The organism is Trichlorobacter sp. (genome assembly GCF_034008105.1).
GTDB lineage: Bacteria > Desulfobacterota > Desulfuromonadia > Geobacterales > Pseudopelobacteraceae > Trichlorobacter.
Map to the genome: position 1 here is coordinate 1 of NZ_JAVEPN010000017.1, position 21,850 is coordinate 21,850.

19 protein-coding genes are annotated in these 21,850 nt (G+C 59.6%); 7 read left to right on the forward strand and 12 right to left on the reverse strand.

The genetic code is table 11. The features are described 5' to 3' along the window. Positions 1–377 precede the first annotated feature (377 nt). Entirely contained in the window at positions 378–1,892 is a 1,515-nt protein-coding gene (locus RBQ93_RS10595; RefSeq protein ID WP_320372092.1) for a radical SAM protein, read from the forward strand. 23 nt (positions 1,893–1,915) lie between these two features. Here the strand turns inward: RBQ93_RS10595 and RBQ93_RS10600 are convergent, their stop codons facing one another. The 7 genes from RBQ93_RS10600 to RBQ93_RS10630 all read right to left on the reverse strand — a co-directional run bounded on the left by RBQ93_RS10600 (position 1,916) and on the right by RBQ93_RS10630 (position 7,827). Continuing rightward, positions 1,916–2,365 (reverse strand): phosphate-starvation-inducible PsiE family protein, encoded by a 450-nt coding sequence (locus RBQ93_RS10600; protein ID WP_320372093.1) that lies wholly within the window; start codon positions 2,363–2,365, stop codon positions 1,916–1,918. Positions 2,366–2,395: 30 nt separating this feature from the next. Then, positions 2,396–2,923, reverse strand: coding sequence for a DUF6691 family protein (locus RBQ93_RS10605; RefSeq protein ID WP_320372094.1), 528 nt, complete (start codon positions 2,921–2,923; stop codon positions 2,396–2,398). Then, positions 2,920–3,438, reverse strand: coding sequence for a YeeE/YedE thiosulfate transporter family protein (locus RBQ93_RS10610; RefSeq protein ID WP_320372095.1), 519 nt, complete (start codon positions 3,436–3,438; stop codon positions 2,920–2,922). Before RBQ93_RS10610 ends, RBQ93_RS10605 begins: the two co-directional genes overlap by 4 nt. 105 nt (positions 3,439–3,543) lie before the next feature. Further along, the gene (locus tag RBQ93_RS10615) at positions 3,544–4,464 is read right to left on the reverse strand and encodes a tRNA-dihydrouridine synthase family protein (RefSeq protein ID WP_320372096.1); all 921 of its coding nucleotides are present in this window, start codon (positions 4,462–4,464) and stop codon (positions 3,544–3,546) included. Between the two features lie 365 nt (positions 4,465–4,829). Further along, positions 4,830–5,336: a peptidylprolyl isomerase gene (locus RBQ93_RS10620; protein ID WP_320372097.1), complete on the reverse strand. Its 507-nt coding sequence runs from the start codon at positions 5,334–5,336 to the stop codon at positions 4,830–4,832. Between the two features lie 185 nt (positions 5,337–5,521). Further along, complete coding sequence (locus RBQ93_RS10625) at positions 5,522–6,592, reverse strand: PilT/PilU family type 4a pilus ATPase (RefSeq protein ID WP_320372098.1); 1,071 nt, start codon at positions 6,590–6,592, stop codon at positions 5,522–5,524. A gap of 14 nt (positions 6,593–6,606) precedes the next feature. Next, a complete protein-coding gene (locus tag RBQ93_RS10630) occupies positions 6,607–7,827 on the reverse strand; it encodes a DUF4388 domain-containing protein (protein ID WP_320372099.1) in 1,221 nt (406 codons plus the stop codon). Between the two features lie 121 nt (positions 7,828–7,948). Between RBQ93_RS10630 and RBQ93_RS10635 the strand changes: the two genes are divergently transcribed. The 3 genes from RBQ93_RS10635 to RBQ93_RS10645 all read left to right on the forward strand — a co-directional run bounded on the left by RBQ93_RS10635 (position 7,949) and on the right by RBQ93_RS10645 (position 9,526). Then, complete coding sequence (locus RBQ93_RS10635; RefSeq protein ID WP_320372100.1) at positions 7,949–8,248, forward strand: DUF2288 domain-containing protein; 300 nt, start codon at positions 7,949–7,951, stop codon at positions 8,246–8,248. A gap of 75 nt (positions 8,249–8,323) precedes the next feature. After that, positions 8,324–8,893, forward strand: coding sequence for a hydrolase (locus RBQ93_RS10640; protein WP_320372101.1), 570 nt, complete (start codon positions 8,324–8,326; stop codon positions 8,891–8,893). A gap of 27 nt (positions 8,894–8,920) precedes the next feature. Then, positions 8,921–9,526, forward strand: coding sequence for a carbonic anhydrase (locus RBQ93_RS10645; RefSeq protein WP_320372102.1), 606 nt, complete (start codon positions 8,921–8,923; stop codon positions 9,524–9,526). A 26-nt stretch (positions 9,527–9,552) separates the two neighbouring features. On the opposite strand, the gene RBQ93_RS10650 is transcribed toward RBQ93_RS10645, so the two are convergent. Beyond that, positions 9,553–9,885, reverse strand: a complete 333-nt coding sequence (locus RBQ93_RS10650; protein WP_320372103.1) for a cupin domain-containing protein — start codon at positions 9,883–9,885, stop codon at positions 9,553–9,555. A gap of 175 nt (positions 9,886–10,060) precedes the next feature. Here RBQ93_RS10650 and tpx point away from each other — a divergent pair, with 175 nt between their 5' ends. Genes tpx through RBQ93_RS10665 form a run of 3 tightly spaced genes read left to right on the forward strand, consistent with a single transcriptional unit; the run spans position 10,061 to position 14,815 of the window. Continuing rightward, complete coding sequence (gene tpx, locus RBQ93_RS10655) at positions 10,061–10,576, forward strand: thiol peroxidase (protein ID WP_320372104.1); 516 nt, start codon at positions 10,061–10,063, stop codon at positions 10,574–10,576. A gap of 2 nt (positions 10,577–10,578) precedes the next feature. Further along, positions 10,579–11,442, forward strand: a complete 864-nt coding sequence (locus RBQ93_RS10660; protein WP_320372105.1) for an alpha/beta fold hydrolase — start codon at positions 10,579–10,581, stop codon at positions 11,440–11,442. A 4-nt stretch (positions 11,443–11,446) separates the two neighbouring features. Continuing rightward, a complete protein-coding gene (locus RBQ93_RS10665) occupies positions 11,447–14,815 on the forward strand; it encodes a YhjD/YihY/BrkB family envelope integrity protein (RefSeq protein WP_320372106.1) in 3,369 nt (1,122 codons plus the stop codon). On the opposite strand, the gene RBQ93_RS10670 is transcribed toward RBQ93_RS10665, so the two are convergent. The 4 genes from RBQ93_RS10670 to RBQ93_RS10685 all read right to left on the reverse strand — a co-directional run bounded on the left by RBQ93_RS10670 (position 14,816) and on the right by RBQ93_RS10685 (position 21,726). Further along, the gene (locus tag RBQ93_RS10670; RefSeq protein WP_320372107.1) at positions 14,816–16,360 is read right to left on the reverse strand and encodes a bacteriohemerythrin; all 1,545 of its coding nucleotides are present in this window, start codon (positions 16,358–16,360) and stop codon (positions 14,816–14,818) included. Positions 16,361–16,512: 152 nt separating this feature from the next. Next, entirely contained in the window at positions 16,513–17,403 is an 891-nt protein-coding gene (locus tag RBQ93_RS10675) for a zinc dependent phospholipase C family protein (RefSeq protein ID WP_320372108.1), read from the reverse strand. Then, positions 17,396–18,331: a PleD family two-component system response regulator gene (locus RBQ93_RS10680; protein ID WP_320372109.1), complete on the reverse strand. Its 936-nt coding sequence runs from the start codon at positions 18,329–18,331 to the stop codon at positions 17,396–17,398. The genes RBQ93_RS10675 and RBQ93_RS10680 overlap by 8 nt, the downstream gene beginning before the upstream one ends. After that, positions 18,328–21,726, reverse strand: coding sequence for an ATP-binding protein (locus tag RBQ93_RS10685; protein ID WP_320372110.1), 3,399 nt, complete (start codon positions 21,724–21,726; stop codon positions 18,328–18,330). The genes RBQ93_RS10680 and RBQ93_RS10685 overlap by 4 nt, the downstream gene beginning before the upstream one ends. Positions 21,727–21,850 lie beyond the last annotated feature (124 nt).

The window sequence follows — 21,850 nt, forward strand, 5'->3', positions numbered from 1 at the left end:
CTTCGGGCTTCTTGTAGTCTTTCATCAAGGCATCGAGCAGTTCGTCGGTAGTGGCCATCGGTTCCTCCTGTGAGGTCAGATTTCAACCGATTTTTGCCACTTACACAATCTATTTTACAGGCTCCCAAGTGTTGAATTTACTTATTATCTCAACCCTGACTACACCCGTAATCTTGAGTTTGATACGAAGCACAACCTGTTCGGAGAACTGCCTGATTTGGAAAAGATCCGTCAACCGTGAACACGAACTAAAGGTGTAGGCTGATGTGGTGAACGAGAAAAAGTAGCCTGCGTCTTTTTTTGTCAATGCCAGATGTACCCAACACTACTTCCGGAGCCGTATCGATGTTTTCACGTCGTAGCCTGATACCTGCATCATGCTACTGATCTTCCCACCAATCGCCAAGGCCTGCGAGCCGCCGGCCGGCATCGCCCGGCTGGCCGGAGCGCTGCAGGCCAACAATATCCACTGCCGGCTGTGGGATGCCAACCTGGAGGGGCAGCTCTGGCTGCTGGAGCAGCGGCCGACCGTTGACGACACCTGGACCCGGCGGGCCTGGCGCAGCAGACACAAACATCTGCAGAGCCTGCGGGAAGCTGCCACCTATACCAACCCCGACCGCTATGCCACGGCGGTCAATGATCTGAACCGGCTGCTGGCCATGGCCGGCACAGCAACTGATACGGTTCCCGGCCTGGCCGACTACCGCCACGCTGAACGCTCACCACTGCGCAGCAGCGACCTGCTCTGGGCGGCCGAGCACCCCCAACAGAACCCCTTCTTCCCCTTGTTCCAAGAGCGCCTGCCGCAGCTGCTGGCTGGCATCACCACCGTCGGCATCTCGCTGAACTATCTCAGTCAGGCCCTGACTACGTTTAGCCTGATCGGCCTGCTGCGGCAGCAGTATCCGCAGCTCAAAATCGTGCTGGGTGGTGGTCTGGTGGGCTCGTGGTTGGCCCGGCCCGATTGGCGCAACCCCTTCGCTGGCCTGGTGGATTACCTGGTCAGCGGTCCCGGTGAGGCGCCGTTGTTGGAGCTGCTGGGGGCAACGCAGCCGATTGGCAATGCCCTGCCGGCCTATGACCTGCTACCGCTGCAGGACTACCTCAGCCCTGGCCTGATCCTGCCCTACAGTACGGCCTCCGGCTGCTGGTGGAACCGCTGTTCTTTCTGCCCGGAGCGGGCCGAGGGGAACCGCTACCAGCCGCTGCCGGCGCAACTGGCCTTAAGCGAGCTACAGATACTGGTAGCCCGGTACCGGCCGCGTCTGCTGCACCTGCTGGACAACGCCCTCAGCCCGGCCTTGCTGCGGTTGATGGCTGCGACGCCACCCGGTGCCCCCTGGTACGGCTTTGCGCGTTTTGATGAACAGTTGGTTGATCTGGAGTTCTGTAGGGCTCTGCGGGCGTCAGGTTGCGTGATGCTGAAACTGGGGCTGGAGTCCGGCGACCAAGGGGTGCTGGATCGCCTCAGCAAGGGGATTGAGCTGGGGGTTGCCAGCCGTGTGCTGGAAAACCTTCAAAAGGTGGGGATCGGCGTCTACTGTTACCTGCTGTTCGGTGCCCCGGCTGAGGATGAGGCCGCTGCCCGACGCACCCTTGATTTTGTCGCCGGCCATGCCGATGGGATTAGCTTCCTCAATCTGGCGATCTTTAACATGCCGGCCTTTGGCGACGAGGCGGCCGACTACGCCACGGAACCGTTCTACGAAGGGGATCTACAGCTGTATACCTCGTTCCAGCATCCGGCTGGCTGGGAACGGGGCAGGGTGCGACGTTTCCTGTCTCAGGAATTTGTACGAAACCCTGCCATTGCAGCGATTGTGCGCCGTGATCCGCCGCTGTTTACCTCCAACCATGCAGGACTGTTTTGCCCTGCGCACCCGCAGTAATCAGCCGGCGCGCAGGGCAGTTGTCAGGTTGACTCGTTGTTTTCTTTCGGGAGCTGGCGGGCCCGCAGCAGGAAGAAACCGGCACACAGGCTGATAACCAGTGCGGCAGCGGCAAACAGCGTGCCGCTGTCGTAGTCCTTCCAGTCGAGGATGATGATCTTTCTGCTGACCGCAATAATGGCCACCGCAATCACCAGTTCCACCCGCAGGGTGTGCTCCCGCTGCAGGTAGCTCTTAAAGACGCTCTCAAACAGTTCAACCCCGATCAGCACCAGCATGAACAGGCCGAAGATATCCAGCAGCTGGTCAATCTGAAGCAACAGGCCGCTGTCCCTGATGTCCTGCACGATCAGCCAGATCAGGTCCAGTGTCACCAGCACCAGCACCAGCGCCATGGCACAGGTGATCACCAGTATAATCACCCGCTCAAACTTTTTTAGGAGCTGTATCAGGCTTTTGTTTTCATCGTCCATGGGGTCACCTGTGCTGCCCTGGTGTCAGTTTTACAGTCCCTTTTTCTCAAACCAGCGGAACAGGAGCAGGGCGCCGGCCACCACGGGCACAATTACCAGCCAGTGGTTGACCCCCAACACCTGCGGCAGGGTGATCTTGCCCAGGTTGCCCCAGGTCAGTACGGTGGCCTTCATGGCCGGGAACGCCTCGGCATAGATCGCCGCCCCGGCCAGCATGCCGGCAATGCCCCACAGGGCGTCCCAGCGGCCCTCGCCCAATGCTCCGGCCGAAGTGCCTGGGCAGTAACCCAACAGACCCCACCCCAGACCAAAGACGATGCCGCCAATGATGTTGGCCCCCAGGATGGTGGCCTTGATCGACAGCTTGGCCAGTCCAAGGTCCACCAACAGGTAGGTGCCCACCATAGCCACGATGACGCTGGTCAGCATGAATTTTATGATGGTCATGTCCTTCAGCAACAGGGCGCTCAGCTGTTTGTCGTAGCGCAGCACCCGGCCCTTTTGCAGCAGAAAGCCGAACAGGAAACCAGTGATCAGGCCGTAGAAGAGGTCGTTCATTGGTCACCTCCGCCGTACAGCAGCCGTGCCATGATGATACCGCCGATGAAGAAACAGGCCAGTGAGATGAAACCGCTTACCGCTAGCTGGAGCGAACCGCTCAGCCCGTGACCGCTCGGTCAGCCATCGGCCAAGCGGGCGCCGAACATGGCCACGGTGCCCCCCACAAAGGCGATGATGCCGCGTTTGATGACGCTCGGGCCGAACCTGCGTTCCCAGAGCGACGGCAGCGCCTGGTAACGGAACGAGGCGTCACCGATGGAGGCTACCAAGGCACCGGCAAAGATGCCGATCACAAACATGGTCTGCCAGTCAACCGTGGGTACATTCTTAAGAAAATAATCCAGCTGGGCCACCCGTTCCGGGATGACTGTTTTTTCGAGCAGGCCGGCAGTTCGAACAAAGGTGGTTGAGGCGCCGAAGTATTTGCCGGCGAACCAGACCGAGCCGATGCTGACCAGGCCGGACAGCGCCCCGGCCAGGTAGGGGCTCCAGGGTTTTCCGTCATTGTTCATGAGGCTTCCTCCTTGTGCTCTCCCATGAGAGGTAGTCGTTTTGGTGATGGTGAGTATAGCAGGGCGTTGGTGCTTTGCAACTGGTGGGGCATTCGCTGAGCGTTGTCAGCCCAGTGTTGCGATCTGCTCAGTGAACTGATGGATGGTGCGTGCCTTGCGCAGTGCCTTGATCTGCTTGCTGAAGTCCGGATCGTCCATACAGGCGAACACCGTCTTCACCTTGCCCAGAATCTGCTGCTCACCACAGAACAGGGGTGTGTAGCGGTTCAGCAGCTCGCTCAGGTAGCGGCGTAGCAGGGCCGCCCGTTCTGCCTGGTCGGGCTCGGCAGGCGCCTGGCCCCTGATCCGCTGGAAGAGCAGCGGGTCGGCAATGGCGCCCCGTCCCAGCATCAGGCCGGCTGCGCCGGTCTGTTCCAATACGCGCCGGCCTGCCTCGGCCGTGCGTACGTCACCGTTGGCGATCACCGGCAGTCGGGTTTCCCTGACAACGCGGGCGGTTACGGTGTGGTCAGCCAGCCCGTGGTATTCCTGCAGCACGGTGCGGGGGTGCAGCACCAGAAAATCGACCGCGCACGATTCAAAGAGCGGCAGCAGCGAAAAGATCTGCTGCGGGTCGTCGTAGCCGGCCCGCAATTTGATGGAAAAGCTGCCGCTGATCACGTCGCGCAGGGCCGGCACCAACTCCTGCAGCAGTTCGGGACGTTGCAGGATGCCCCCGCCGGTCAGGCCGGTGGTCATCCGGCCAAAGGGGCAGCCCAGGTTCAGGTTGATGTGGGCCGCTCCTGCATCCTGTGCGATCCGGGCCGCCGAGACCAGTGCCTCGGTGCCGTGGCCGATCAGCTGCACCACCAGCGGGATGCCCTGTTCCGTCGCAGCCATCTCACGCAGGTCGACGGCCGAGAGCCGCTTGGTGGTTGCGCCAGGCGCCACCCGCATGAATTCGGTAAACAGGGTGTCCGGTTGCACCCAGCTTGCAAACAGGCCGCGCAGGGCCTTATTGGTCAGGCCTTGCATCGGTGCCAGCATCAGGGGGGTGGTATCATTGGGCCAGGGTAGGGGGCGTGGTGGCTGGGTCATGGTGTTGAGGGGTAGCAGCTGACAGGGATGCTGTCAACGTGAAAGGCCCGCAATGATTCGCGGGCCTCTGGGTCTTCGTCTCTTCCCTTTTTCACGGGATTCCCGGGTCAGTTACCACCGGGCATGCACTGCATCTTCGGTTGTGGTTGAACATCCTCGATACTGAGCACCTTTCTTGCTGCGTCGTTGGTGTTGCCGGGCGCGCACCCTTGTCTTTACTATACCCATGAAAAACTTTTTGTACAGGCTAGTAAATTTTTTTCAGGGGGAGTAAGCTTTAAAAGCTAAACGGTCGGGTTTCCCCGACCGTTTTGTTATTTGCCAACGATCTCGTTGAGGGTGATCTCGAAGGTCAGGTCTTCACCAGCCAAGGGGTGGTTGGCGTCGAAGGTTACCTGCTCGGCGGTGGCTTCCACCACAGTGACCGCCAGTTCGTCTTCATCGTCCTCGCCGGTCAGCACCAGCTCTGCACCCACCTCAACCGGCATATCTTCCGGCAGTTCGGAACGGGCTACGGTGAACACCCGCTCCTGATCATACTCGCCGAAGGCCTCTGCTGCCGGCACCACCACGGTCTTCTTGTCGCCGGGGGCCATGCCGATCAACGCCTCCTCAATCTGGGTGAAGAACTCTTCTTCGCCGATGGTCAGCTCCATCGGGCCGCTCTCGCCGCAGCCGCAGCCTTCATCTTCGCAGCTGTCGGTACTGCACTGACCGTCATCGCAGCAATCCCCTTCCAGGGTAGAATCGAAAATGGTGCCATCCTCCAGGGTGCCGGTGTAATCGATGATTACCCGATCGCCTTTTTGTGCCTGTGCCATGGTAAAACCTTTCTTCTTGTGTTTAATGGGCGTGTCTGCCTTTTAGCTGGCCATAGTACCTGATAATGAGCAAATACGATACCATTTATGTCGGGTTTCAGGTAACTGACTGTTTTGAATAGTTGCTGTGCAATAAAAAAGGCGCTCCGTGGGGAGCGCCGGGTGAGGCTGATGGGCAGGGCAATCTATTCGCCGAAGGTCAGTTTGCGTTCCAAGTCCATGGAGCGGGTGATCCGCTTGGCCTGCTCGAAGGTGATCAGGTCTTGCTGGCAGAGTTGCACCAGGTGCTGGTCCAGGGTCTGCATCTGGTACTGGGTGCGGCCATTCTCAATATGCTTTTCGATCTCGTCGAAGCGTCCTTCGCGAATGCAGGCCTGGATGGTGGTGGTGGTACGCATGATCTCCACCACCGGCAGCACCTTCTCGCCGGTTTTGTCGCTGATAAGCCGCAGCGATACGGTGGCCACCAGGATATCGGCCAGCCGCTGGCGGATCACCTCCTGGGAGTCGGGCGGGAAATGGCCCACCAGACGGTTGATGGTGGAGGAGGCGCTCTGGGTATGCAGGGTTGAAAAGACCAGGTGACCAGTCTCGGCGGCCTTGATGCAGGAGTCGATGGTCTCCAGATCGCGCATCTCGCCCACCATGATCACGTCCGGGTCCATCCGCAGTGCTGCCTTGAGGGCTGCGCTGAAGCTGCCGGTGTCGATCCCCACTTCGCGCTGGATGATGCAGCTCTTGTCCGATACGAACAGGAACTCGATCGGGTCTTCGATGGTGATGATATTAAAGCTGTCGTTCTGGTTGATGTACTGCAGCATCGAGGCCAGGGTGGTGGATTTGCCGTTGCCGGTGGGGCCGGTTACCAGCACCAGGCCGTTGGGGGATTGGCAGATCTCGCCCAGTACCGGCGGCAGGTTCAGTTCGGTAAAGGCGGCGATGTAGGGGGGGATCACCCGCATCACAATGCCGATGGTGCTGCGCTGACGGAAGATGCTGACCCTGAAACGCCCCCCGTTGGGCAAGGCATAGGCGGCGTCGAGTTCTTTCAGGTCGCCGGGCAGGGTGCGGTTACTTTGCTCAAGTACCGTTTGGGCGATGAACTCGGTATCCTGGGGCGTGAGGGAAGGCAGCTTGGAGCGGACCAGTTGGCCGTGGGCACGGAAGAAGGGCGGGTTATCCACCTCGAAGTGCAGATCGGAGACCCGTTTTTCAAATGCGATTCCCAGTATCTGGTTGAGCAGGTTCATATCCATGTGGCGTTCCCCTCTCAGTCCTTTTTAGCGGCTTGCTGCGCATGTGATAGTGCGCTTTCAATGGCGAGCCCTGCGTATTCGGCGCAGCTTGCCAAGAGATCAATCGGTACGTCCTTGGCCGCCTGTGTGCCGAAATCGGCATAGGTTACCGAAACCACCCGTTTGCCAAGCTTGAGCGGCAGGATCAGTACCGTGGGGTCTGCAGGGGGCGTAATCGCACCGTGCAGCTGCTCGCACAGTAACTGATCGTGAGATTTAGCAAAGAACAGGTGTCCCTTGTCAAGCACAAAACTGAACAGGGAGCCGGGCAGCAGCGGCAGTTTGAAGCCCAACACCGGCCCCGGGCCGGCTGCAGACTCGGCGTTGATGCCGATACCCCGTTCGGCCACCAGTTCCTTTTCCCAGGCCACCAGCGTCAGGGCGCGGGGAAAGATGGCGCCGACGGTTTTGAGCAGGATCAGGGCAGTCTCCGGCAGGGTGGACGCCTTTTTCAGGTGCCCCATCGCCTCTTTCAGTACCGCGGCAGGCGCAGGGCCGGCGGCCAAAGCGGCCGGTTCGTCACGGAGCGCCTCGTGGAAGGTCGGCTTTTTCCGTTTGATGGTGTCAAGGTCGCCTAGGCCCAGATCGTCGGCCGAGATGGTCAGGTCGCCCGTCGTCGGTGCGGCAGTGGCAGGGGCTGGCTCCTCGTCGTGCAGCTCTTCATCAACAATCAGGCCATCACGCTTCTTTTCGTCGTAGATCCGCAGCGCATCCATCAGGACATGTTCCGTGGACAGGTTCAATTCTTCCTTCAGCTTTTCAGGGAAGTAGCGGAATTCGTCACAGACCTGCAGCGTGTCCGGTTCAAGGGTGAAGGTGCCCTTCTTCCAGGTCAGGATCTCGACGATGGTCAGTTCAATCAGGGTTTCCAGGCCATGGTAGGCTTCGTCTTTGTCAACCAGATTGTTTTCCAGCAGGGTAGCAATCAACGGGCGTCGATCAGGTCCGGCCTGGGCCTGGATCGCCAGGGCACGATCAAGATCCTCCTGGCTGATGACGCCGGCTTCAATCAGGATTGTCCCGGTGCGGGTACCGGTGTTGTAGTGGTTGGCGCCGTTGATGTAGCCGTCGTTGAAGGCCAGCGAGATTTCTCCCTTGCGGCCGGTGATCTTGAGGGTGCCGGTCTTGCGGGTACTGTGCAGCAGTTGAATCACATCAACGATGGAAAGATATTCAAGGTCGCCAGAGAACGACATGGGCCAGACTCCTCGTTAGGGGACTTGACGTTGCCGGATAATTAAAGCAGAACTAGGTCAGTATTCAAGGAGATATCGTCATGTTTGCGAAATTTAACCAGAGCAGCATGGAGGGAGACCGATGCAGATAGGCAGACAGGAACTGGTGCAACAGATTGATCAGGCCCGTTGGGAGTGGCTGCTGCCGCATCAAAAGCGGGACGCCCTGATCTGGGTGAATGGTATGCTGGAGCTGGCCGAAGTAGGGGAGCGGCTTGCTGCGGATGATGCCGCAAGTGTGCAGGCCTGGCTGGCCTCGCACATGATCGCCAAGCCCAGCCCTGATCAGCTTGATGAGTGGAGCCGACAACCGGAGCGCATGTTTGCCATGTTGGTGGTGAGCCCCTTTGTGCTGATTCAAGAGACCTCGGATTCAGAATAAAACAAAGTTATCTTGACCCGGCACGCGGTAGAAACTAAGCTGGGACATTCTTTTTACTGTCAAGGAGGTGCTGCGATGCCAACCATTCGGGAACGTTTTTTTCTTTCTGCCGAGGAGTCGTTGCTGGTGGTGATTGACGTTCAGGAGCGGCTGTGCAAGGCGATGGATCAGCAGGTGCTGGGGCAGTTGACTGCTCATACCGCCGTACTGCTGGAGGCAGCCCACGAGTTGCAGGTGCCGGTGGCAGTCACCGAGCAGTATGTGAAAGGGCTGGGGGCAACGGTCGAGGTGTTGTCTGATAAGTTGGGAGACGCGCCCCGCCACGAAAAGATGGCCTTCAGCAGCTGTGGTTGCGCAGGGTTCGTGGAGCAGCTGAGAAGCAGCGGGCGGCGCCAGATTGTGATCACTGGTATGGAGACCCACGTCTGTGTGCTGCAGACGGTACTTGAACTGCTGGACGCCGGCTATCAGGTGCAGGTGGTACGGGATGCCGTGATGAGCCGCTCCAGGCACAACTGGAACACGGCCCTGGAAGAGATGCGCCAGGCCGGGGCCGTGATCACCTGCACTGAGTCGGTGTTGTTCCAATGGCTGCGGGTGGCCGGCACCGAGTCGTTCAAGAAACTTTCCAAACTGGTAAAATAGCTCTCTCTCACCACCGGGAGGTGTCTTATGATTACCACCCTGCTGGACGGCAACAAGCGTTTTGTGAGCGATGTCTTTGCAAAGGAGAAGGACTATTTCGCCGACCTTTGCAAGATGCAGCGGCCCACCGTGCTCTGGATCGGCTGCTCGGATTCGCGGGTGCCGGTTAATACCATTACCCAGACCCGTCCCGGAGAGGTGTTTGTACATCGCAACGTCGGCAACATCGTGGCCACCAACGACTGGAATCTTTCGGCGGTGCTGGAGTTCACCATCAACCACCTCAACATTCCCGATGTGGTGATTTGCGGCCACTACAACTGCGGCGGCATCAACGCGCTGCTGCATGAAAATCCAGAGGACCGCTACATCCCGATCTGGCTGAATAATGCCTACAAGGCCATGGAACGGGTGGACGACAAGCTGCGTTCTCTGCGGCTGCAGGTCTCAGAAGCACAACGCCGTCGCCTGGTGGAGGAGGAAAACGTCCGCCTGCAACTGGAGCACCTGCTGGAGTACCCCTTCGTGCGCCGGGCCATGCTGGACGGCAAGCTCTCAATCCATGGCTGGATGTACGACATGGATACCGGAGAGATCAAGGTGATGCAGAAAAACGACGCTGTGGTCCGGTGATGCCGGTGGTCTGGCAGTAAACCGGTTTACGCCCGGATCATCACCAGCAGCATCTTGAACGGTTGCTCGGCCCGCAGGCTGTGCGGCACGTTGGCCGGCATGATGATCATCTGACCGGCATCGACCTGCTGCTCTTTCCCCCCGATGGTGATGGCGGCGCTGCCGTCCAGCACCTGTACAAAGGCGTCATAGGGGGCGGTGTGTTCTGAAAGTCCCTGTCCTTGATCAAAGGCAAACAGGGTCAGGGTGCCGATCTTTTTATCGATCAGGGTGCGGCTGACCACCGAACCGGACTGATAGGCGGCCAGCTCGTTGATGGTCAGGGCTTGTCCAATCAAGGTTTCGTTCTGGTTTGACATGACGTTCTCCCTTCGGTTAATGCTGCTGTGATGTTCCCACCGTAGCATGATGGTGGCGTCCGGTTGTTTGATGGCGGTCAAGAAGCATCAGAATCCCGCTCGGCTTGACATGACGATGCTTTATCGTATGCTGTTAGCATAGTGTATAACCCAACCACGTTGCAAGGAGGCATGCATGCAGGAGCGTACCGGTATCATTACTTTTAAAGGCAACCCGATGACTTTGCTGGGACCGGCTCTGAAGGTGGGCGACAAGGCTCCTGACTTTACCGTGGTGGATACGACCCTGTCGCCGGTCAGTCTGGCCACCAGCAGCGGCAAGCTGCGGATCATCAGTGCGGTACCGTCGCTGGATACACCGGTCTGCGACACCGAGACTCGTCGTTTCAACCAGGAGGCCGCCAGCCTGCCCGATTCGGTGGTGGTGCTGACCATCAGTCTCGACCTGCCCTTTGCCCAGAAACGCTGGTGCGGCGCCGCCGGCATCGACCGTGTACAGACTCTGTCCGATTATCAGGAGCGTTCCTTCGGCCTGGCCTACGGCGTGCTGATCAAAGAACTCAAGCTGCTGTCGCGCTGTATCTTCGTGGTAGATGCCACTGATACCATCCGCTATATCCAGCAGGTGCCGGAAGTGACCCACGAACCGGATTACGCCGCCGTGCTGGCGGCAGTCAAGGCGCTTCTGTAGGGATGGTGAGTACCAGCGCCTTGGTGAACGGCACCATGCTGGCCTACGATGACGTCGGCAGCGGCCCGGTCGTGCTGCTGATCCACGGTTTTCCGCTCAATCGTCAGATGTGGCGGCCGCAAATGGCCATTCTGGTGGCCGCCGGCTATCGGGTGATCGCCCCGGACCTGCGCGGATTCGGCGACAGCGATGTAACGGATGCCCCCTGCAGTATGGATCTGCTGGCCGATGACCTGGTGGAGCTGCTGGATCATCTCGGTGTTTCCCAGGCTGCAGTGGTGGGGATGTCGATGGGCGGCTACCTGCTGTTTAATCTGCTGGAACGCTATCCGCAACGGGTGCAGGCAGCCGTGTTTGCCGTCACCCGCGCGGTGGCGGATGATGCCGAGGGACGCGCCGCCAGACGGCGCATGGCCGATGAGGTGGTCAAGTTTGGCCCCCAGGTGGTGGCGGACCGTTTTCAGCAGCTGCTGTTTGCGCCTGATACCGAAACCGAACGTCCCCGGTTGGCTGAAGATGTCTATGGCTGGATGGTGACCACCGCCAGCTCAGGTCTGGCCGGCGGGTTGCTGGCCATGGGCCAGCGCCGTGACGCCACCGCCCTGTTGCCTACAATTACGGTACCGTCACTGGCTATCGGCGCTGCACAGGACCGGGCCTGCCCCCCTGAGCATCTACAGGCCATTGCTGACGCCATACCCGGTTGCCGCTTGTGCATCATTCCGGGCGCCGGCCACCTGGTAAACCTTGAGCAGCCCGGTGATTTCAACCGGACGTTGTTGGGCTTTTTGTGGGAGGCGCTGCCTACACCGCTTAATCTGCCTGACCTGGCCTGTGACTGCAGCAGCGACCACAGCGGAGCGTAGTGCCATGCCTGCCTCGAACCAGACCAGTCTCTTTGTTGTACAGCGCCTGCCATTGCCGCTGCAGCGTCTGGTTCGTTTTGTCCTCGATCTGGGTGGTTCCATCAGCGACCACCAGCTTTCCCTGCGCGCCGCAGCCCTCACCTATACCACGGTCCTTTCGCTGGTACCGTTTCTGGCCATCGCCTTTGCCGTGCTGAAAGGCTTCGGGGTGCAGAACGCGCTGGAACCGGTGCTGCTGAAGGTGGTTGGCGAATCCTCCCGTGAGGTGGTCATTCGGATCATCGGCTATGTCAACAATACCAACGTCAAGTCACTGGGCCTGATCGGCCTGTTGACGCTGTTGGTAACGGTGATCAACCTGCTTACCTCCATCGAAGAGGCCTTTAACGCCATCTGTGGCGTGTCGGAAACCCGCTCGCTGCAGCGCCGTTTCAGTGATTACCTGAGTGTGGTGGTGGTGGGCCCCGTGCTGCTGATGGTGGCCATGAGCATGACCAGCAGCCTGCAGAGCCAGTGGCTGGTGCAGTGGCTGATCAACCATACCGTGCTGGGTGATGCCATCCTGCTGCTGTTCCGGCTGGTACCCTACGTCAGTGTCTGGATCGCCATGACCTTTCTCTACAGCTATATTCCCAATGCCAAGGTGCCGTTGCGCTCTGCCCTGCTGGGCGGCGTCGTGGCCGGTACCATCTGGCAGTTCACCCAATGGGCCTACTTCCATTTTCAGGTGGGGGTGGCCAATTACAATGCTATCTATGGCGCTCTGGCAGCCCTGCCGATCTTCCTGGTCTGGATCTATACCAGCTGGTTGATCGTCCTGTTCGGGCTGGAGCTGGTGCGCAGCCACCAACAGCAGCGGCCGTCCTATCTGCCGCCCCGGCGTGCGCCGCTGTCGGCGGCCCTGAAGCGGATGCCAGCCCGCCAGTACCGCCGTTCAGCGGCGCGGCGTGTCGGGGCGTTGATGGTCGGCCTGCTGACCTCCCTGCTGCTGTTCGGCGCAGCCGGACCAGTACAGGCGGCCCCCCGTGAGATCAAGGTCGTGATGGACGATACCTATCCGCCCTTTGCCTTCAGGAATGCCGGCGGCGAACTGCAGGGCATTTTGGTGGACCAGTGGCGACTGTGGGAACAGAAGACCGGCGTCAAGGCCAGCCTGCATGCCATGGACTGGGCTGAGGCCCAACGTCGTATGGACGCCGGTGAGTTCGATGTGATCGACACGGTGTTCAAGACCGAGGCGCGTCTTCAGAAGTACGACTTCACACCGCCCTACCAGAAGATCGACCAACCGATCTATTTTGATGCCGAGATACAGGGGATTACCGATATCAGATCGCTGGCCGGATTTACGGTGGGGGTCAAAGAGGGCGGGGCCATTGTCGGCTATTTGCAGCAGCAGGGTATTACCTCACTGGTGACCTACCCCAGTTACGAGGTGATCATCCAGGCGGCCAAGGAACACAAGATTTCGGTCTTTTCGGTGGATCAGCCGGCTGCCAGCTATTTTCTGCACAAGTACGGCGTTGTCGATCGCTTCAAGCGCACCGCGCCGATCCATAGCGGCCAGTTTCATCGTGCGGTCCGGAAGGGCAACGCGCAACTGTTGACCCTGGTCAACGGCGGGTTTGCTTCAATCACGGCCACAGAACTGCAGCAGATAGATGATCAATGGTACGGTTCAGCCATAGGGCGTCGGGTTAACTGGAATTATCTCTGGATCGGCGGCGGGGCGGCCTTGGCACTGGCGATGCTGCTGATGCTTTCCAATCTGGGGCTGCGGCGCCTGGTGAACCGGCGCACCAGCGAACTGCGTCGCAGCGAAGAGCTGTACCGTGAACTGGTGCAGCAGTCTGACAGCATTATCCTGCGTTGGAACCGTGATGGGATGATCACCTTTTTTAACGATTACGGTCTACGTTTCTTCGGATTTGAAAACGATGAACTGGTAGGTCACGGCCTGTTTGAGACCATTGTGCCGCTCGATCAGGATGACGGTCGCGACCTGCTGGCAATGATCCGTGATATCTTCGTGCACCCGGAACAGTACCGCACGAACGTAAACCAGAACCGACGCAAAAACGGCGAACTGGTCTGGATCTCCTGGAACAACCGACCGATCTACGATGAGCAGGGACTAGCCGTTGAGATGTTGAGCGTCGGCAGTGATGTCTCGGCGCTCAAGCGGGTTGAAGAGGAGTTGCGCGAAAGCAAGACCGAGCTGGAAAGGGCGCGCGAGCAGGCCGAGGCGGCCAACGAGGCCAAGAGTCTGTTCTTGGCCAACATGAGCCACGAGATTCGTACGCCGCTCAACGCGGTGATCGGCATCAACTCCCTGTTGGTGGAGCGGGTTGAGGCCGGCGAACTGAAGGAGCTGGCCCAGGATGCCATGGCAGCGGCCAACAACCTGCTGGACATCATCAGTGATGTGCTGGACCTGTCAAAGATCGAGGCCGGCAAGCTGGCCCTGGTGTCGGTGCCGTTTGATCCCCGGCTGGTGGTGAATCAGCTGGAGCGGATGTTTGGGCTGCTGGCGCAGGAAAAGGGTGTCTCGCTTGAGATGGCGATTTCATCGTCGCTGCCCAGCCCGTTGGCCGGCGACCCGGCCCGCATCCAGCAGATCGGCGTCAATCTGCTGGGCAATGCCATCAAGTTCACCGATCAGGGGACGGTCAGGCTTGAGCTGAGCGGCCGTGCGCTGGACAGTGGATCAGTTGAGCTGTCGTTAAAGGTCAGCGATTCAGGCAAGGGCATCTCCCCTGAGAATATCGAGCGGATTTTCAATCCGTTCATTCAGGAAGACCTCTCCACCACCCGCAAGTTTGGCGGCACCGGACTGGGGTTGACCATCTCACGCCGGCTGACGGAACTGATGGGGGGCACCCTGTCGGTTGAAAGCCGCCCCGGCAAGGGCAGCTCGTTCACCGCTACGGTACGCTGCACCACCTGCTGTGAGCTGGCGCCGAGCAAGCCGAAGCAGGTCGTGCGTGGCCAGATGCTCACGTCGTTACGGATACTGGTGGCTGAAGATGCAGCGGTAAACCGCAAGATGATGGAGGCGTTGCTGCGGATGGAACGCCACCGGGCACGCTTTGTGGAAAACGGTCGCGAGGCGGTGGCAGCCTGGCGCGAAGAGGCGTTTGATCTGATCCTGATGGATATCCAGATGCCGGAAATGGACGGCATCCAGGCGACCATTGAGATCCGTAAGGCGGAAGAGGTCACTGGCGGCCATATTCCGATCATCGCCCTGACCGCCTATGCCATGAGCGGCGACAAGGATCGCTTCCTCAAGGCCGGCATGGACGGCTATCTGGCCAAACCGATCACGGTGGACCAGTTGCGGGAACTGCTGCTCAGTTACGGCCAGGAATGATCAGTGTAGAGGGCGGGATGCTGTCGTCAATGTCCGTAGCTGTGCATCTTCGAAGCGGATATGGGCTACCAGCCATTCTCGTAGAAAGGTCATCACTTCTACTTGCGCAATCAGAGGGTTGAGGTGAAGCTCTTCGCAAAAGTCCTTCAGTCTTTGTTCAAACTGTCGGTGCTGTTCCTGCTGTCGCTCAAGACGTACAAAACCGTAGTGTTCCATCATCCGTTCTTCGGCCTTGAAATGCACTTGAACATAGAGGCCGAGTGCCTTCAGTAGTCGGCTTACCTCTCGCGCTCCCAGCTTGTTCGCCACAATGTTGATCAGGTCGTTGGTCAGATCGAACAAATAGCGGTGATGTTCATCAATGACGTCAATGCCAACGCTCAGCGATTCATCCCAGTTGACCCAGCGGGTGCCTTGATAGACCAGCTCGGGAAGGTTGAGTGTCTGGTTCGGGTCTATGATCTCTTCACGGTACAGCTCGCGAATGCGGAGTATTTCCGGAAGGGCATCCTCAAAGGCTCGCACCACAGCCGGGTCAAATTTGGCGCCTGACTGGCCCAAAATCCACGTGATAGCCTCTTCAACCGGCCAGGCAGCCTTGTAGGGGCGGACTGAGGTCAGTGCGTCAAACACGTCGGCAATGGAGCATACTCGCGCCAGAATCGGGATCTCTTCACCTTTCAGTCCGCTTGGATAACCGCTGCCATCCCAGTTCTCGTGGTGCGATGTGGCGATAGCACGAGCCGCTTCAATCAAGGAGTCGCAACCGTGGAGCAGCCGTTCACCGATCTCGGTGTGCGTCTTCATGACATCGAACTCTTCAGCTGTCAGCTTGCCCGGCTTGAGCAGGATGGCATCGCTGATGCCAATTTTTCCCACATCGTGCATCGGCGCGGTGATAAACAACAACTCCCGCTGTTGCTCCGCTAGACCCAGCGCCTTGGCCACAACGACGGCAATATTGGTCATGCGCATGACATGCATGCCGGTTTCGTTATCGCGGTATTCAGAGGCAGCCCCCAAACGACGGATCGCTTGCGTTCTCGCCTCTTCCAGTTCAATTTCACGAACTTTAAGGGTTTCATTCATCATGCAGCGACTCACCAGGCTGGAGAGTGCCCGTGCAAGGCCGTGCATGAACTCCTGCTCGGCTGGTGTCGGTGACCAATCGCCGTCAATGCACAGAATGGCCTGCCCCAGTGCTTGTCCATCGTTGCTGAGCGGGAGCACGATCACCTGTCCGTCGTCATCCAGCGAGACAACAGGGCTTGCCGCAGTGTCTGTCTCAGTGATCGAGGCAAAGAGTGCTTCTGTTGCCGGGTCCATCCAGACAGGTCGAAATCCGTGCTGTGCAATGGTAACCAGCTTGCCGCGGGGGTTGTACATCCTGATGACTCCCCGGGGGACAACCGGGAAGGAGGGTAGTTTCTTGAGGACACCAAACAGACGCTCAAGCAGTGTGTCAAGGTCGTTATCTGTGCCGCCGATGGCGGTCAGTTCCAGAACAAAACTGCTTATTTCAATCAGTTCGCGGTGCGTTGTCATGGGTGGGATGCCGTGTGTGCTGCGCGCGTAGTAATAGCTTGATCTGAAAAGCTGACAGCAGAAAAGACAGTTCATCTGTTTATAACAGAGCAGGCCAGATTTAGGAATTGATTAAGATCAAAAAAATCTTTTTTGTGTTTTGTTTGGGGCGCTCAGGTGGGCGTGTGCTGTTTGGGGGATGGGCTGAGTCCGGTGAGCAGATTCTCGCCGGGCTGCTTTCGTAGTGCCGTTGCCAGGCCGTGTTCGTCTACGGCCCGCAGCAGGTCGGTAATGCGGCTGAGCGCTTCGATCAGCAGGCCTTGTGGCGTGTCTCCCCGTTCGTTGCCGTTGGTGGGATGGTTCCAGCGTGCTGGCCACTGGACAGGTCGGCCCTGGCGCCAGTTGAAAACAGGGTAGAACAGGTGCTGCCAGCGGTGGAAGGGGGTGCCGGGCAGCAGCCCCAGCAGACGGGCCAGCAGCTGCCAGGGGATGGACCCGTAGCGGGCCTGGATGACAGCGTGCCGGCGGAGTGCATCAGCAATGATGGCGGCAGGCAGCAGCGTCTGGGGATCAAAGACCCCGGCCAGCACCGTGGCCGCGGCGTTGACCGTTTCTTCGGTCATTAGTTCGCGTAGTTCAAGCTCCGGCGGACGCCTGTTGCTGTGCAGCAGCCAGAGGTCCAAGTCAGTCTCCACACGGTAGTGACGCCCCAGATCGTTGCCGGACAGGGCGTAGACAAAGGGGTGGAAGACGATGTCGGTCTCAATATGGCAGGCAATACCCAGCAGGCAGGCCTGTTGAGCTGGCGTGAGCGGTGGGTTTTTAGCCGCAAATGACAGCAGGGGAGCGTAGCAGTGGGTCTGGCTGTCGTGGAAGCGGTCAGCCAGGTGCCGGGCCAGGGCATGCTGCCCGTCGCCCTGCAGGTGCAGCAGCGTGTCGGGCAACACGGCTCCCACCAGGTACGCCGCCTGCTGTTCTTCCAGTAACTGGCGGGTGGCTCTGTCGAGCGGCAGACGCTGTTGGGCCGCCGAGGCGAGCCACCAGTGCAGGATCTCCTTAGGCATGCTGGTCAGCCGGAGGCGACCAGACGCAGACGCGATTACGGCCTTGCTGCTTGGCCTGATACAGGGCCTGGTCGGCGGCCTCAAGCAGGTTAGCGCTGCTGGTGGTGCGGCCGGGTTGCATGGTGGCCACGCCGATGCTGGCCGTGACATGCTCATCGGCCAGTGCCCCGGCGTGGGGCATCGCCAGGTCGTTTACCGCCTGCAGCATCTTGCTGGCCACCAGTTGGGCGCCGATGGCATCGGTTTCGGGCAGCAGTGCCATAAACTCTTCGCCGCCGTAACGGGCCAGCAGATCGCCTGGTCGTTCCAGCGTCTGCAGCAGGGAGCTGCTAACCGACTTCAGACAGTCATCGCCAGCCAGGTGACCATAGGTGTCGTTGTAGCTTTTGAAGTGATCGATATCGGCCATCAGCAGTGACACCGGCTTTCGTGAGCGCTGGCAGCGGCGCCACTCCCGATCGATGCTGGCATCCAGCGCACGACGGTTGGGGATGCCGGTCAGGCCGTCCAGGTTGGACAGGCGGGCCAGCAGGTCGCGCTGACGCTTCAGCTCGATCTGGTTGCGGACCCGTAGCCGGACTACCGCCGGGTTGAACGGTTTGGTGATGTAGTCAACCGCTCCGAGTTCCAGGCCAACCACCTCGTCCTCCTGCTGGCGCATGGAGGTAATGAAGATGATCGGGATGTTCTGGGCCTGGGCGTTGGCCTTGAGGGCCCGGCAGACCTCGTAGCCGTCCATGTCGGGCATGATGATGTCGAGTATGATCAGGTCGGGCGGGGCCTGGTTGACCATGCGCAGGGCTTCGGAGCCACTGGTGGCAAAGAATAGGCGGTAGTCGTCTTTCAGTGTTTCGTTCAGCACCTGAATGTTGGTGGGCGCATCATCCACCAAGAGAATCATCAGTTGCCCGTCATGACAGGTGGTCACTCAGTCTCCTCCATAAGCGTGATGGTGTGGCGTGCTGCCAGCTGTTTCAGCAGCTGCAGCGCCTGGTGGTAGTCAAGGCGGTCAATGGCCTCACCCAACCGCTCCACGGCAGTGCGGTCGTCAGGAGCGGTCAGGCGTTGGCGCAACTGCGTCAGTACTTCCTGGGCCTGCAGATCGTTGGAGCGCAGCAGCTGGTCCAGTAGTTGCACCTGGCCGGTCAGGCTGTCGGGATGCGTCGTGCCGTTTGCATCCGGGTGCGGTGGCAGCGCGATGGCGCTCAGATGCTCGGCGGCGCTGCAGACCACCAGCAAGGCCTGCTCAAACGGCACCAGTAACCGCGTTGCCCCATCCCGGTCTCCCTGCTTGAGTGCCTCTTCAAGCTGTGCGGCATGTTGCTGCAGCTCATGCGCCGACAGGTTGCCCGCCACCCCCTTGATCCCGTGGGCCAGACGGGCGGCTGCAGCCAGATCCGCCTCCTCGATCAGCTGTTTGATCTCTGCGGCGGTGGCATGATGTTCATGGGCGAACAGTCTGATCAGGCGGACCAGTAACTGGCGGTTCTGGTTGACCCGCTCCAGCAGCGTATCGATATTAAGTCCGGGCAGGCTGTCGGGCAGTTCGGTTATTTCCTGGTCGGCCAGGCTGCCCAGCAGCGTCGTACCGGCCTGGCCGGCAACAGCCGGGGCGATATGCCGTTCCAGCAGCGTAAAGAGTGCCTTGATATCCAGCGGTTTGGGGAGGTGATCGTTCATGCCTGCATCCAGGCAGCGCGTCCGCTCTTCGTCAAAGACGTGGGCGGTCATGGCAAAGATCGGCAGCTGTTCGCTGGAAAACTGCTCACGGATCCGTCGCGTGGCCTCATAGCCATCCATCACCGGCATCTGGATATCCATCAGGATGGCATCCAGATTATCACCGTGATCAGACACCAGCCGCAGCGCCTCTTCGCCATTGCTGGCGGTTTCTACGCTGGCGCCGGCACATTCCAAGAGTTCACGGGCGATCTGCAGGTTGATCTGTTGATCCTCCACCACCAGCAGGCGGCTGCCACGAAGACTCTGTTGTCGCTGGGCCAGCGGTGTTCGTACCGAACGGCTGGCGGTACGCGGCTGGCGGGCACCCAGCGCAAAGCAGATGCTGAAGGTGAAGGTGCTGCCTTTGCCGGGGCTGCTCTGCACGGTGATCTCGCCCCCCATCATCTCCACCAGCCGCTTACAGATCGAAAGCCCCAGGCCGGTGCCGCCGTGGAGCCGGGTGGTGGAACTGTCGGCCTGGGTAAAGGGGCGGTACAGTTGATCCAGCGTTGCCTTGTCCATGCCGATACCGCTGTCCTGTACCGAAAACAGCACGATCGCCTGGCGTTGATTGTCCTGTTGGGGCGCTCGGCTGATCCGTAGGCTGACCTGTCCCTGTTCGGTAAACTTGATGGCGTTGGACAGCAGGTTGATCAGAATCTGTTCCAGTCTCAGCGGGTCGCCCTGCAGACTGTCCGGCACCCCTTCGGCGATCACCGCCGTGAGGGTCAGGCCCTTTTCCTTGGCCTGCACCTTGCTCAGCCCCATCACCCGGTCCAGTACCTCTCCCAGCAGGAAGGGGGTCTGTTCGATCTTCAGTTTGCCTGCCTCCAGCTTGGAAAAATCAAGGATATCGTTGATCACGCCCAGCAGGTGGTGGGCAGAGCCGTTGATGATCTGCAGATACTCGTGCTGCTTAGTGGTTAGATCGGTCTGCAGGGCAAGGTGAGCCAGCCCCAAGATGGCGTTCATCGGCGTGCGGATCTCGTGGCTCATGTTGGCCAGAAATTCACTCTTGGTGGCGTTGGCCGCCTCGGCTCGCTCCTTTGCCTCCTGCAGGCTGCTGTTGAGTTCCGTTAATTGCTCGGTGCGGGCAGCCACCCGTTTTTCCAGCTCATCGTTGGTCTGGCGCAGCTCCTCATTGGCCCGTTTCAGATCATGTTCGGCCCGCAGTTTTTCAGTGATGTCGATCGAGAGTACAGCGACACACTCAACACTGCCGTCGCGGCCAGTGACCGGGTTAACATGATTTTCAAACTGCCAGAGGTCGCGGGTGTCATTGAACACCAGCGGCAGGCCGGTGCGGAAGACCTCTTCAACCTTTGCACGTCGCATTTGTGCGGTTTCGGCTGATGCAAAAGAGAAGATGTCGCTTCCCAGTAGTTGATCAACGCCCTTGTTGAACCGTTGGGCGCAGGTGCGGTTGGCGGACAGTACTGTTCCGGAGCGGTCCAGCAGGCAGAGCGATTCGGGGTTGGCATCCAGCAGGGTGCGCAGGGTGCGTTGGCTCTGTTCCAGTTCCAGCCGGGAGTTGTACTGGTCGGTAATGTCGCTGCCGATGCTGGTGGTGCCGGTGATGACGCCGCTGGCGTCCCGGTTTGCGGTGTTGTTCCAGGCCACCAGGCGGCGTGAGCCATCTCTGGTGAGAATTTCGTTTTCGTAGTGGTGGCTGATCTGGCCGTTTTGCATGGTCTGGTTGAAGAGTTGCCGCACTGTCTCCGGCTCAGGAATGAACAGCTCAAACCAGTTTTTGCCGATCACCTCGTGACGCTTGCGCCCGGTCACCTCCAGCAGGTAGTCGTTGCAGTAACTGACCGCGCCGTTCTGGTCAAGGCTGACCGCCAGCATCTGCAGGTTTTCAAGCAGTTCCTTAAGGCGCACCTCCGATTCCCGGGCCTGCTCTTCAGCACGTTGTCGCGCCTCGGCCATGCTGTTGAAGGCGCTGTACAGCTGGCCCAGTTCGCCGGGTGGCGCTCCCGTGAGACGCAGGCCGAGGTGCCCCTTGGCCAGGGAGTTGAGCGCCTCCCGTAGCTGGCGCACCGGTCGCGCAAGGGTGCGATACAGCAGTAGTGAACAGCAGATTGGCCACGCAAGGGCTGTTGCCAGCAAGAGTAGGTTCAGCTGGCTGCTGCGTTGGTGGGCTTTGAGCAGCATGCGGTTGTAGTATGCGGAGAGTTCTTCGCTGGCCCTGAGCAACAGCCGTAATTCCTGGGTGAGTAGGGTGGCTTGGCGGTTGCTGAGGGAGGTGACGCCGCTGCGGCGGATCTGCTCGACCTGTCTGCCGAGTAGCTCAGGTGCGGCGGTCAGCGTTTCAAGTGCCTGGCGTTCTTCGGGATCACCGAAAAGAACCGGCGCTGGTTTTGAAAGTGTATCAACCCGATTGCGGGTGGCCTGCAGCTGGTATTGGGCTGTCTTGCCTGGCGGGGGTTCCTGCAGGAACAGGATAAAGTCGTTCAGCTCGCCTGCCAGCCGTGCGCTGCTCTCTGTCCCGCGCGACACCAGGTTGGAGGTCTGGCGCAGCTCGTTCAGGCCCCAGAGCGCACCGCCGGCACAGAGCAGGGGGACCAGGACCAGCAGGAACAGCTGTGTGCGTAGAGCCATCATAAGTAATCCACTGCAGTTCATCAGGGATGCCGTCTGTGTGCGTAGTATACCTGAATTGAGTGGATCGGCAAGTGAGCGATGTGACTTCTTGCCGCGCCTTTCCGAATCGTTGTACAGTACA

What these genes read in the sequence shown, in the direction of transcription:
- RBQ93_RS10595 (WP_320372092.1), top strand. Translation starts at nt 378, where the DNA reads ATGCTACTGATCTTCCCACCAATCGCCAAGGCCTGCGAGCCGCCGGCC.
- RBQ93_RS10600 (WP_320372093.1), bottom strand. Translation starts at nt 2,365, where the DNA reads ATGGACGATGAAAACAAAAGCCTGATACAGCTCCTAAAAAAGTTTGAG.
- RBQ93_RS10605 (WP_320372094.1), bottom strand. Translation starts at nt 2,923, where the DNA reads ATGAACGACCTCTTCTACGGCCTGATCACTGGTTTCCTGTTCGGCTTT.
- RBQ93_RS10615 (WP_320372096.1), bottom strand. Translation starts at nt 4,464, where the DNA reads ATGCTGGCACCGATGCAAGGCCTGACCAATAAGGCCCTGCGCGGCCTG.
- RBQ93_RS10620 (WP_320372097.1), bottom strand. Translation starts at nt 5,336, where the DNA reads ATGGCACAGGCACAAAAAGGCGATCGGGTAATCATCGATTACACCGGC.
- RBQ93_RS10625 (WP_320372098.1), bottom strand. Translation starts at nt 6,592, where the DNA reads ATGGATATGAACCTGCTCAACCAGATACTGGGAATCGCATTTGAAAAA.
- RBQ93_RS10630 (WP_320372099.1), bottom strand. Translation starts at nt 7,827, where the DNA reads ATGTCGTTCTCTGGCGACCTTGAATATCTTTCCATCGTTGATGTGATT.
- RBQ93_RS10635 (WP_320372100.1), top strand. Translation starts at nt 7,949, where the DNA reads ATGCAGATAGGCAGACAGGAACTGGTGCAACAGATTGATCAGGCCCGT.
- RBQ93_RS10640 (WP_320372101.1), top strand. Translation starts at nt 8,324, where the DNA reads ATGCCAACCATTCGGGAACGTTTTTTTCTTTCTGCCGAGGAGTCGTTG.
- RBQ93_RS10645 (WP_320372102.1), top strand. Translation starts at nt 8,921, where the DNA reads ATGATTACCACCCTGCTGGACGGCAACAAGCGTTTTGTGAGCGATGTC.
- RBQ93_RS10650 (WP_320372103.1), bottom strand. Translation starts at nt 9,885, where the DNA reads ATGTCAAACCAGAACGAAACCTTGATTGGACAAGCCCTGACCATCAAC.
- tpx (WP_320372104.1), top strand. Translation starts at nt 10,061, where the DNA reads ATGCAGGAGCGTACCGGTATCATTACTTTTAAAGGCAACCCGATGACT.
- RBQ93_RS10660 (WP_320372105.1), top strand. Translation starts at nt 10,579, where the DNA reads ATGGTGAGTACCAGCGCCTTGGTGAACGGCACCATGCTGGCCTACGAT.
- RBQ93_RS10665 (WP_320372106.1), top strand. Translation starts at nt 11,447, where the DNA reads ATGCCTGCCTCGAACCAGACCAGTCTCTTTGTTGTACAGCGCCTGCCA.
- RBQ93_RS10670 (WP_320372107.1), bottom strand. Translation starts at nt 16,360, where the DNA reads ATGACAACGCACCGCGAACTGATTGAAATAAGCAGTTTTGTTCTGGAA.
- RBQ93_RS10675 (WP_320372108.1), bottom strand. Translation starts at nt 17,403, where the DNA reads ATGCCTAAGGAGATCCTGCACTGGTGGCTCGCCTCGGCGGCCCAACAG.
- RBQ93_RS10685 (WP_320372110.1), bottom strand. Translation starts at nt 21,726, where the DNA reads ATGGCTCTACGCACACAGCTGTTCCTGCTGGTCCTGGTCCCCCTGCTC.